Genomic DNA, 11,787 nt, shown 5'->3' with positions numbered 1-11,787 from the left:
TGAATTTAGTTCAAAATCGGCTTGTAATCCTTACTCGTGAACAGTTTGAGCACTTCTCTTCTTCCCGTTCTTATCCACTTGGCTGAAACAGTGATAAATCTGAAGATAAACTTCTTGAGCCTGTCGGTAGGCTTAAGCCAATCAACTTTTCTGGAATACTCTCCAATGATATAGGTGTAAAAATTGGCATACATAGCCGTCATAAGCATAAAGGAGGTATTCTCTGCAAGGAACGAACAGGGCAACTTAGACCAGCCAAAGTCATTGTTGAGTACATCAAACAAGCGTTCGCTTGCACCCCGGGCGTTATAAAACCTTACAACAGCTTCATTGGACGATGTATGTTCATTGGTCAGAATAGCCCTGTAAGTAAATGCATCTCCACTAAACACATCTGCCTGCCCGTCTTTACGCCTGATTCTGGTAATGACCAGCCTGTAAGACCTGTCTTTACCGAAAGGTTTGTAGTCGGATAGGTCAGTAACTTCCATTTCCTGTACACCCAAACGTATTTTCTGCCACTTCTCAGGGGCTATACTTCCAAGGATATTATCCAGTTTGGCACATCTGTTTGCCCGTATATAAAAGCTTTCGGTATGTGCTTCCAGTGTGCGGAGAACTTCTTCCTGATAGGATGCTGAATCGGCTCTGAACCTTCCGATACGGATATTTTCATTGGTAAGCTGCCCAAACATGCGTGTAAGTGTATCAGCCTGCAAATATTTGGCCTGACTGTTGCCATTTCTGCCCTCTACGTACACAGGAATGGCCTGTGAAAATTCAGGATGTGCTATGGAAGCTACACCTGGCTGATATCCATAGACGTGTTTATATGTCTTTTTTGAATCGTACTTTTCAGTTGGAATGACGGTGTTGTCATAATCGAGGTCGTAAGCAACACCTGACTTGAGTAATCCGGTCTTACAAGCTGATTTTAACAACAAGCTGTTGAGTTTTCCATTGATATTAAATTCATGGCTTACTCCACTGGACGGATTTATAAAGAGTTCTGTATCAACAGCAAGCTCTTTGATACCTCTCAGAATTGTATCGGCACTGCATACTGAAAATGAAGGGACCTGTTCAAGTGCGTCTCTCAAGTGAACATTGATATCTTCAGTACAGTCGCCACCATTAAAGAAAATAGCCATATGATTGGCGAAAATGTCACTGTATGAAAACCCTCCCCTTAAGGCTCTAACCCCCAATTGATTATCAATGAGTTCTGGGAGACCAGAATTTTTGAAAGAGTTAAAAACAAAATTAAAACCTCCGAAAGGTGTGATTTTTTCTGTCGAATTCGTAATTTTCATACCGCTTATCAAGGATGTGTGGTAACACCTAAATAAGTGAAAAAAAAACGAGCCGGAAAAGCCTGAATTGAATAAATTCAGCCACTTTTTCGGCTTTTTTTAAATCCGCCCTGCGGATTTAAGGAAAATATTCAATCGCGATGAATGGTCAGATGCTTCGGGTGACTTTAATGTCCGAAGAAAGTAATATTTAATAAAATCTAAAAATCATGAAAAAGTTAAGCTTAGAAATGTTAAGACTTACTTCTGATGAAGTATTGGAAAGAAGTCAAATGAAGAAGATTACTGGGGGGTATGGCACTGGTAATTGTAGTCATTCTGTCTGCTCACCAACACTTCGGTGCTGCAGCGCTCACGATTATTGTAATTCGGCAGGAAATGATCAATGTGTGAGGCGCGGGTGTATCTAATAATTATGATTCAAGAATTAATGCCGTTTAGTTAGTGGTTATTTGAGTGAAATTCATTATATTAGAGGTATAAAATAAGGCTTCCGAAAGCAGGGAGTGCTGGAAGCCTTAAAACTTTAATTGTAAATGAATTCAAGTTAAAACTAAGTTATGAAAAATTTATCATCGAAAGTAGGACTTCGGTGAAAGATTTTCTTCGTGACCGTTTCTTTTCTTTTGAAGTTCTTGTGCTTTTTATTTTGTCAAAGAGCAACAAAGGACTTAATATCTGCCTTGAAGAGTTTTTTGGGGAATCTTTCTTATCGCCCACTAAAAGTGCATTTACCCAGGCCAGGAAAAAACTGTGCTATACAGTTTTCAAAAAGCTTAACAGTTTGATCTGCAGTCTTTTTTACGAACATGCAAAGTTCAAGAAATGGAAGGGTCATAGGGTGCTTTCTGTTGATGGTTCAACGCTTGAACTCCCAGATCATCCCTCCATGTCAGAGAAGTTCAGCTATCATGGTTTTGGGCCCAATGCGGATGCAGGACATTACATGAGCAGGATATCTTACCTGTATGATGTTTACAACGGCCTAGTACTGGATGCCGGTATGGAAAGCTACACCACTTCCGAAGCCACCCTATGTCATGCCCATCTTGGACATATTAAAGAAGGGGATCTTCTTGTGTGCGACAGGTATTATGCATCACTGAGACTTTTTTTCGAGCTGAAAGGAAAGGGGGCCGATTTTCTTTTTAGGATGAAGGACAATTGGTGGAATTGTGTCGAGGATTTTTCCCTGAGCAGTTCCACTGATGCGGAATATACATTAATACTCCCTCCAAAATACGGTTGGCTGCTTGAAAAGTATCCCTCGTTATCCCAAACCATGACCGTAAGACTGATCAAGAAAAAGAATAAGAAGGGTAAGATATCAATATATGCAACTTCGCTGCTGGACAGGAAAAAATATACAGCTTCCTCTCTAATAAACCTGTACAAACAGAGATGGGGAATAGAAGAAGCATATAAACTGATCAAATCAAGACTTGAAGTATCTGATTTTTCCGGCAAAACAGCATGGGCGGTCCAGCAGGACTTCTATGCCAAGACCCTGATCATATCACTCTGCAATATTCTTTGCTATGATGTGGAGCCAAAGACCAAAACAGGACGGACATCAAAGTCAGCAAGGACCTTGATAATCAATAAAACTTATGCACTGTCAAAAACAAAATCCCTGATTCTGAAAATCACAGATTTAAGTGGTGAATTAGAGGAGATTATCCAGAAATATGTAAATAAAATCGCTTCCAAAATAGAATATTCAAGAAGAAACCAGGTATTCAAGCGGAAATTCAGAGCTAAACTGAAATACTCAATGAATTACAAATCTATTTAATCACATTCCTTAACTTAACGGCATTAATTCAAGAATCAGAAAAAGAGTACTGAGCTAATGCTCAGTACTGCTTGTTTAATACATGAAATATGAGAAACACCATGCTTTTGCTGTTGTCTACAGTATTAATTTGTTGTAAACAAGGCCCAAAAGATCAAATAAGCCGTGTTCAGAATTACAATGCGGAAACCGTAACCATTGATTCAAAAGGTAAATTACTTGATCTTGGATATTATTTATTGATTTCAGATGTCAATTTGAACGGTGAAATATTGTATTTGTACAATAGTTATGAGCATTCAATAGACGAAATAGACCTTAGAAAACTAGCATTTAATAAAAGCTATATTTTAGAAAAAGAAGGTCCAAATGGGACTGGAGAGTTTGTTAATAAGCTGAACTTAGTGGATCAGAATATATTTTTTCTGCAATCTTTTGGTAATTCCATTTTGATGGATAAGAAAGGAAATTTAATACAACGGGTAAATTGGAACTTTGCCATTGATTCATCTGGATTGCCTTTTGAAAATACCCCACTGATTGAAATTGCAGTCGGTACTGAAAATATAAAAGTTTTCGGACTGAGTTTTGATTATTCATCAAGACAGGTTTTCCTAAATGTTTTAGATGTGGGAAATAATAGGGTAAGCCAGTTTGATATAGAACAAGAAAATTCATACGGTAATTTTGTATTAGCTATTGACGATCCAGCAGCTTACACTTACTTAGATCCGATTGTTTATATTGGTGAAGAAAATGAATTGGTAATTGTAAGTCATCAATTCTCCAATGAATTGTTTCTTTTTGACAATAAAGGAAATTTTATTAGGAAGGTAAATTATCAACCAAAGCTTACACAAAAAAAAGCTGAAAGACATCTTCTTAAGCCACTTTCTACACATTCTGAGCTGGGCAAAACTTACCAATCATTACTGGAACAAGTCATATTTGGTCCTCCGGTTTGGGATAATGTAAATAAAAGATATTTACGTTTATCTGCCCAAAGATCATTTTCTGATAAGAAGTCTAAGGATAACTCCCTTTTGCCGGACATAAAGGAAGTAAAGGTGTTTTTATCATTATTTGATCAGAATTTCAACTTAACCAGTGAATTACTCATTGAGGAATTAACTACTGAATATGTAAAGTATTTTATCCAAGGTGGGAAACTTTGGGTGTTTCAAAATATAGATGATGAGCTTGGGTTTATAGTTATTGACATTTAATTCCTTAAATGAAGTGAATCTTTTAAAAAAATGCAGCAATTGTTGACCATAAAATATTCAAACGCGATGAATGGTCACAGACTTCGGGTGACTTTAATGTCCGAGGAAAGTAATATTTAATAAAATCTAAAAATCATGAAAAGTTTAAGCTTAGAAATGTTAAGACTTACTTCTGATGAAGTATTGGAAAGAAGTCAGATGAAAACAATAATGGGAGCGACGGATTGTTCCCATACAACTACATGTGGAAATGGAACGCAAACCTCAGGTTCTGGTCCATGTCCAAACGCAAATGATGCTTCTCTTGAATGCTCAGGTAATGGAGGAGCAATTAGCTGTGTTGCAACTGGATGTTCATGATAAATGAGGGATTAGTTAAGGTTTATAACTAATCCCTATTTTCTCCTTAAACAAAAATATCCTAAGAATAAAATTGTTTTGCCATTATTAAAAATCACTAGTGTCCGACTAAAGTTGGCCTTTAGTGAAAAACATTTGAATGGAATAAATATAAGTACTTTTTCTGATCAGAATGAAAAGTAAGCCCCTACGTTGGGAATAATGAGGTTTGACCTTGATTTTTGATGCTTTCTTTTAATTCTTTTTCGGGATCGTTGAGGAAGTTGATTAGATGGACATAGCTTACCATATGAAACCTGACTAAAGCTACCATATTTGAGAATGCCCACTTTCTTTTAATGTTCTTTCGGACAACCTCCATCAGGAGAAGAGAGATAAGCGAACACCAAATTTGTATTTCAATCGCATTCTGGTTGTCCCCTAGAAAATATTTGAGAGGGAAGTTTTGCTTCAGTTTTTTAAACAGAAGTTCAATTTGCCATCTGTACTTATAGATCCCTGCTATTGTAGCGGACACTATCCCGATAAGTGTGTAAACTTCAAATTATGGTTTTATGGTCAGGTATCAAGAAGCCTGACCCTATCACCAAATATAAGCAGGAAACTGTTAAGAATAGCTCCCCAGTCTCTGATAGGCATAGTCCATTTTTTCGATGCTTCTCTTGCAGCGAGAAAAACAGACTTCATTACGGCATCATCTGTCGGGAAAGAGAGCTTGTTTTTGGTGTATTTTCTGATCTTTCCATTGAGATTTTCAATCAGGTTGGTGGTATAGATGATTTTACGGATTTCAGCCGGGTAATCGAAGAAAACGGTGAGTTCATCCCAGTTGTCCCTCCAGCTTTTGATGGCATAAGCGTATTTGGATTCCCATTTTTTGGCAAAATCGTTCAGGGCAGCCCAAGCAGCATCTTTTGTAGGGGCGGTATAAATTTCCTTCATATCCCTTGTAAACGCCCTGCGGTCTTTCCATGCGACATATCTACATGCGTTTCTGATCTGGTGGACGACACATATCTGAGTGACTGATTGGGGGAATGAAGCTTTTATCGTATCAGTAAACCCGTTCAGGTTGTCAGTTGCCGTTATGAGAATATCTTCAACCCCTCTGGCTTTCAGATCAGTAAGTACCCCCATCCAGAAAGCCGAAGATTCATTCTTGCCAAGCCAAAGGCCTAGGATCTCTTTAAGGCCGTTAGTTCTGAGGCCAACGGCAATGTAAACGGTCTTGTTGACCACTTTGGAGTTCTCCCTGACTTTGAAGGATATACCGTCCATCCAAACGATCAGGTATACAGGGTCAAGCGGCCTGTTTCTCCATGCAACAATATCCTCCGCTACGGCACCGGTAACCCTTGAGATGGTGGAAGTGGATACATTGATGTCATAAAGCTCGCGGATCTGCTCTTCGATGTCCTGGTTTGACATTCCCTTGGCATACATGGATATGATCACGTTTTCAACGCCCTCCGCCATGCTTCTGCGTTTGGGCACGAGAGCAGGCTCAAAGCTACCCTCCCTGTCTCTTGGAACTTTGATTTCAGCTTCCCCAAATGTGTTTTTTATTGTTTTGGTGGAATAGCCGTTCCTTGAATTGGGATTATCGGAATTCTGATGCTTTTCATAGCCAAGATGGGCATCCAGCTCGCCTTCAAGCATTTTCTCAACGGCTCTTTTCTGAAGCTGTTGAAGGAAGGAATTAAGCTCCCCGGCAGTCCTGAACTGCTTGAGGAAGTCATCATTTAGGAGATCTTCTTTTTTCATTTTTGTAATCTGTGTGTTATAAAGGTAAGAAATTGTCCACACACAGACCGGGGGGCGCCTACCGCGGGTTCCTCAAATTCCCTGTGCGATTTCTTCTAAATCACACAGAGAATTTCGAGGTTTAACTTTAACTTCGTAAGTAGTGAAACCAACTTACACAGTTTGTGTCATAGTCCCTTGTAGCGGCTTCTTGGTCGAAACTGTTAGTCAAAAACACCATGACCTTGGATTTAGTATCATCCCAAAGTACCACTCTACGAAGTTTCAAAGTCTCTTTATTTCCGTTTGCGGTATATTCCAGCGTTATTGTTTCATCTTTAATAATTTCCTGGTCCTTATCATCTGGCAGATCAATGTCATCTATACTTTCATAAACAGCATTGTCTTTCATTCTTGTAATAAAATAGATACCTCTGTCACTCCATTGTGCATACTGCAGATAGTCTGTATATCCCTTGTCCATGACAATATAAGAGCCCTCGGGCACATTGAGATGTTTGAGGAAAGTATGATCGTGCCTGACTCCCTCTGTAAACCTTATCAGACAAGGCATAAGTTCTGCGGCATGTATCATCACATGGGCTTTAATGCCACCTTTACTCTTCCCGTCTTTTCTAGGCCTCCCTGCAACTTTGAGAATATCTTTAAAAAGGCTTATGACAGTGGAATCAACAATAAATAGCTTTTTGATCACCTCCATTTTAAGTCGGCTGTCCGGTAAAATATGACGGTGTTTTTCAAAAAGCCCCATGTAGATGTCTCTGAACACTGCACTAGGTCTTTTACTGTTCCCGTCAGATATGGTAGATCGTTTTGGAGAAGTCTTAATTCCAATATGGACCAGCTTATTTTGCCAGGCTAAAAGCCCCGTAGAGAGCTCCCTCAACGATGTTGCACCACTCAAAGAACAGAAAAGCATTGTCACCAAATGCTGCCAGGTGTCGAACTTCTTGTAGTATCTGTCTGATTGATGTTTGGATCTGACTTGAGACAAAACAGTTTTGTCAACAAAAGAAAGTACCTGTGAAAAAATCGGCTGTCCGAAGAAATGTGTATTTTTACCCATGTGTAATTTATGTTGTCGTAAACACAAAGTACACAAAACAGGGTAGGTTCAAGCAATTGAATCTACCCTTATTTTAAAATCGTTTCTCGGACACTAGTGATTAAAAATAAAATCATGATTATCATTTTCAATTTAAGTAGAGTTGCTTATTCAATTTTTATTGTGTTGACAACAATCATTTTTTTTTCTTGTAAAGAAAATGGTATCCAATCTCAAATCCCCCAAGCTGAATTGCATAAAACTAACGAAATGGTCATTGAAAGGGATACCCGGTTTATTATCCTAGACCATCATCTAGAAAAGAATGTTTTTCTGGCTTATGATGCTATTACCAAAAGCTTTATACGCATAGATGGCAAAGGAAAGGTCATAGATGAAATAGAAAGAGCAGGTGAGGGCCCAAACGAATATTTCACAAATATACTTTCCGCTGCATTCAATGAAAGAGGAGACGGTTTTTTCCTTCAAAGTTCAAATGAATTATTATGGTATAATGAAAATTGGGAAGTGATAAATCGGTGGAGATTCAGCTCCTTTTTCAATATTATTTTCTATGGAGGACCTAAAATCAAAACTCCCTATTTCTTTCTCAATGGTGCAACATATCCTCAAGTTTTGCCCTCTTTTTACTCAAATATTAAGATTCCAATTGCAGATGTAGACCCCTCAATATCTTCCCAAAATTTGCTCGAGGTTTTTGATCCATCAGACGGATCTTTGACCTGGAAGCTTCCAATCCAATTTGGTTTCTTCAGCCCCTATAAACCCGCAGACAAAGAGTTTGACTTGACACAGGTGTATTTTCTGGATGACAATCAGAAATTACTCCACCTTACATTTGATAATTCCCTTACCATTGGGATTTATGATTTAACCAAGAATTTTGAATTGGTCAAATATGTCCAAATAGTCGAACAAAGCCTGGAAGATAAGGGAAAAGGTAAAACAGTTAGTTTATTCCCTGCGGATGAAAGTGGCTACATCCTACTCAGGTACTCAGGAATCAGTGAAGTGGAATTGGAAAAGAAAAAAGTCAATAATGAATATTATTTCCCTCTTACGGATCCTACCTTGTATAAATTTTACTTTTTGGATAAGGGTCATCTAGTTTCCCCTCCCATTAGTTTTCCTGAAAATTTTGACCCAAATGCAGAGATTATCCTGTTGGAGAATGGTAAGATCTTAATGCGTGAAAAAGATAAAGATGACGAAGAATCGACTTATTCAAAATATGCTGTTTTTGAATTTAGATTGAATTAAAAAATCTAAAGGTTAGATTATGGTTTAGTTAGATGTAATAACATATTGCTTGCATCTTGGTTGCCCAGTAATTCTATTCAAATCTACTTTTGAAAATGGAAAATTGAAATTTAAACCGTCATCAACACCGAATTATGAAAATTTCCATTAAAACCACTAATATGTTACAATTTAATTTTTTTAATATTTTAGTTTGGTGAATAAAGTTAAGCTCAAAATGCTCAGACTTACTTCTGATGAAGTATTGGAAAGAAGTCAGATGAAGAAGATTACTGGGGGTATGGAGTTTCATGGTATTCAATCATAAAACAAACCCGGCAAAAATAACGAAACCTCTGGCACATAAGTCACCAGCAGAAGAATAATCAGGCTGACCAAGAGAAATGGGAAGCCTGCCCTGGTAATTTTCTCCAAAGAAATATTTCCTATACTGGGGGCCACAAACAAGCAGACACCTACCGGAGGAGTGGTCAGACCAATGACCAAATTCATGACCATGATGATGGCAAACTGTACCGGATCCACTCCGACATGCACCGCCACTCCCAAGAGCACCGGAAATAAAATCAGCAAGGCTGCAATGGTCTCCATAAAGGCACCTACAAACAGCAACAGGATATTGATCAGCAAAAGGATCAGAAACTTATTTTCCGTGAACCCAAGTAGCCCGGATGCTATCAGCTGCGGGATTTCCTCCACTGTCATGATCCAGGCAAAGAGATTGGCGAAGCCCACCAAAACCATCAAAGAAGCAGTCATCTTCGCAGAATCCAGAATGACTTTGGGTATTTGGGCCCACTTGAGCTCCTTATACACCAACAAACCAATCAACAAGGCATAAATTACTGCCATGATAGAGGCCTCGGTTGGGGTAAAGACTCCTCCTATAATGCCAAACAAGATCAACAGCGTCATCATTAAAACCCAGAAAGCCTGATAAAAACTCTTGACCATTACCATCAGGGAAGCTCTTTTCTTCTTTGGATACTTCCGCTTAACAGAAATAAAATACGTCAGTCCAAGCAAACCTAAGCCAAGAAGTAAACCGGGAATGATTCCTGCGATAAACAGTTTACCAACGGACAATCCCGTCATGGTAGCAGCAATGATCATGGGCAAACTGGGAGGAATAATCGGGCCTAAGGTGGAAGAGGTAGCCGTCACTGCGCAGGAAAACCCTTTATCATACCCTTCCTTTTCCATGGCGGGAATCATCACCGATCCAATACTGGCAGTATCGGCAATAGCTGTTCCGGAAATCCCCCCAAACAGCATGGAAGCCCCCACATTGGCCAATCCCAAGCCTCCCCTGATATGGCCAAGCAGGGCATTGCAGAAAGCTATGATCCTTTGGGTGATTCCTGCAGCATTCATCAGGTTACCCGCAAGAATAAACCCCGGAATGGAAAGTAGCACAAAGACATCCAATCCTGCATACATCTTTTGGGGAATCACGATCAAAGGAATGTCTGAAAAAAGCAAATACACCATGGATGACAATCCCAAAGCAAAGGCTATAGGAATACCAATAATCAGGAAAATCAGAAAGGCCAAAAACAGAAGTAAGATCATCTGGAATTTCTAAGACGGTTGATATTTTTTTGAAACTCCCTTATCCCATAAAGTAAGACCAATGCGGACATACAAAACATCGAAAAGTAAATCAAGGCCATGTTTACTTTCAGGGAAGCTGAAAGCTGCAACTGTACAATTTTTATCAATGGAATAGAAAACCATAACATCAATCCCATCAACATAAGGATCATCAAGAGGATGAAACTATCCATAATTATTCTTTGCTTGGGTCCCATTGACTCCAATAGGATATCCACATTCACATAAGACCTGTCCTTTATCGCCAATCCCGCTCCCAAACTCACCATGTAGATGAAACAAAACCTGGCCAACTCCTCCGTCCAGGGAGGAGACCATGGAAGCGCATAGCGGGCAAAAACCTGCAGGCACACCGTCAGGATCATTAGGATAAATGACCCGATCACTGCCCACTCCAAAGCCTTATCTAACCTGTTGAATCCGCTCATACAATGCCATTTGTTCTTTGGTAAAACTCTCCCGGACAGCCTTTTTTGCCAGCTTCTCAAATGCCTCTTTGTCCACCTCAATAAATTCCATGCCCTTGTTCTTTAAGAATTGGACGTCAAGCGCTTCCTGTTCCAAAAAAAGTGAATGCTCATACTCCTGCATGATCTTAGCCGATACCATGATCACTTGCTGCAAGTCCTCAGGTAACTTCTCAAACTGCTTATTCCCCATTACTACGTAAGCCCAGCCCTTCACATGTTCGGTAAGATTGACATATTTTTGAACCTCAAAGAGTCCCGCATTCCTGATCAGTGCGAAGGGATTTTCCTGACCGTGAATGGTGGATTGCTGCAAAGCAGTAAAAACTTCAGAAAAAGCCATGGGCGTAGGCTTGGCTCCCAAGGCCGACCAAGTTGAAACATATAGAGAAACATTGGGTACCCGGATAATCAGCCCTTTTAGGTCATCAGGATGCCTGACAGGCACATTGCTGGTCAGATTACGGGCACCCCTTTCAAAATAGGCGATGGGCTTTAATCCCGCCACATCGATGATATGCTGTTCCATTTCCTTACCAATTGCTCCTCCTGCCACCTTATGAAGGTGATCCGAGTCCCTGATGGCATAGGGGGTAGCACAGAGAATGGCGTATGGAAGGCTCCAGTTTTCCAAAGATTCTGCAGTGATCATGATATCTATCACCTCAGCCAATATCCCGGTGATCATATCCATCTCTTTACCCAATTGCTCATTGGGATATACTTTGACGAGGATTCTCCCGTCAGAGCGCTGCTTTACCTCTTCGGCAAACTTGAGTGCAGCTTTGTGCCAAATGTTCTGCTCATTGGCCAAGTGACCAAAACGGAGAACGAACTCTGCATTTTCCCGGGAAGAATTATCTACACAGGAAAATAATAAAACTGAAATCAAACAAAAACCAATAAGCCGCAGAACTTGCAT

The 11,787-nt window shown here is 39.6% G+C and carries 10 protein-coding genes; 3 read left to right on the top strand and 7 right to left on the bottom strand.

Translation table 11 applies throughout. From position 1 onward, the window contains the following. Positions 1–5: 5 nt before the first annotated feature. Positions 6–1,313, bottom strand: coding sequence for an IS1380 family transposase (locus tag BC751_RS06655; protein ID WP_130273823.1), 1,308 nt, complete (start codon positions 1,311–1,313; stop codon positions 6–8). 592 nt (positions 1,314–1,905) lie between these two features. Between BC751_RS06655 and BC751_RS06645 the strand changes: the two genes are divergently transcribed. Both BC751_RS06645 and BC751_RS06640 read left to right on the top strand, forming a co-directional pair. After that, on the top strand, positions 1,906–3,108 hold the full coding sequence (locus BC751_RS06645; RefSeq protein ID WP_165389770.1) for an IS4 family transposase: 1,203 nt from the start codon (positions 1,906–1,908) through the stop codon (positions 3,106–3,108). Positions 3,109–3,197: 89 nt separating this feature from the next. Further along, the gene (locus BC751_RS06640) at positions 3,198–4,334 is read left to right on the top strand and encodes a DUF4221 family protein (protein WP_130274859.1); all 1,137 of its coding nucleotides are present in this window, start codon (positions 3,198–3,200) and stop codon (positions 4,332–4,334) included. 547 nt (positions 4,335–4,881) lie between these two features. Here the strand turns inward: BC751_RS06640 and BC751_RS06630 are convergent. From BC751_RS06630 to BC751_RS06620, 3 genes are all read right to left on the bottom strand, one after another. Then, a complete protein-coding gene (locus BC751_RS06630) occupies positions 4,882–5,211 on the bottom strand; it encodes a transposase (protein WP_165389807.1) in 330 nt (109 codons plus the stop codon). Positions 5,212–5,252: 41 nt separating this feature from the next. Continuing rightward, positions 5,253–6,458, bottom strand: a complete 1,206-nt coding sequence (locus BC751_RS06625; RefSeq protein ID WP_130274857.1) for an IS256 family transposase — start codon at positions 6,456–6,458, stop codon at positions 5,253–5,255. Positions 6,459–6,585: 127 nt separating this feature from the next. Beyond that, positions 6,586–7,524 (bottom strand): IS4 family transposase, encoded by a 939-nt coding sequence (locus tag BC751_RS06620; protein ID WP_130274856.1) that lies wholly within the window; start codon positions 7,522–7,524, stop codon positions 6,586–6,588. Positions 7,525–7,755: 231 nt separating this feature from the next. Here BC751_RS06620 and BC751_RS06615 point away from each other — a divergent pair, with 231 nt between their 5' ends. Next, positions 7,756–8,784 (top strand): hypothetical protein, encoded by a 1,029-nt coding sequence (locus BC751_RS06615; RefSeq protein WP_130274855.1) that lies wholly within the window; start codon positions 7,756–7,758, stop codon positions 8,782–8,784. 297 nt (positions 8,785–9,081) lie between these two features. Here the strand turns inward: BC751_RS06615 and BC751_RS06610 are convergent, their stop codons facing one another. Genes BC751_RS06610 through BC751_RS06600 form a run of 3 tightly spaced genes read right to left on the bottom strand, consistent with a single transcriptional unit; the run spans position 9,082 to position 11,787 of the window. After that, a complete protein-coding gene (locus tag BC751_RS06610; protein WP_130274854.1) occupies positions 9,082–10,356 on the bottom strand; it encodes a TRAP transporter large permease in 1,275 nt (424 codons plus the stop codon). Continuing rightward, positions 10,353–10,826: a TRAP transporter small permease gene (locus BC751_RS06605; protein ID WP_130274853.1), complete on the bottom strand. Its 474-nt coding sequence runs from the start codon at positions 10,824–10,826 to the stop codon at positions 10,353–10,355. The genes BC751_RS06610 and BC751_RS06605 overlap by 4 nt, the downstream gene beginning before the upstream one ends. After that, a complete protein-coding gene (locus tag BC751_RS06600) occupies positions 10,801–11,787 on the bottom strand; it encodes a TRAP transporter substrate-binding protein (protein ID WP_130274852.1) in 987 nt (328 codons plus the stop codon). The genes BC751_RS06605 and BC751_RS06600 overlap by 26 nt, the downstream gene beginning before the upstream one ends.

This window comes from Cecembia calidifontis (genome assembly GCF_004216715.1).
Classification (GTDB): domain Bacteria; phylum Bacteroidota; class Bacteroidia; order Cytophagales; family Cyclobacteriaceae; genus Cecembia_A; species Cecembia_A calidifontis.
The sequence above is the reverse complement of the archived record's forward strand: the minus strand, read 5'-3'. Positions and strand labels throughout refer to the sequence as shown.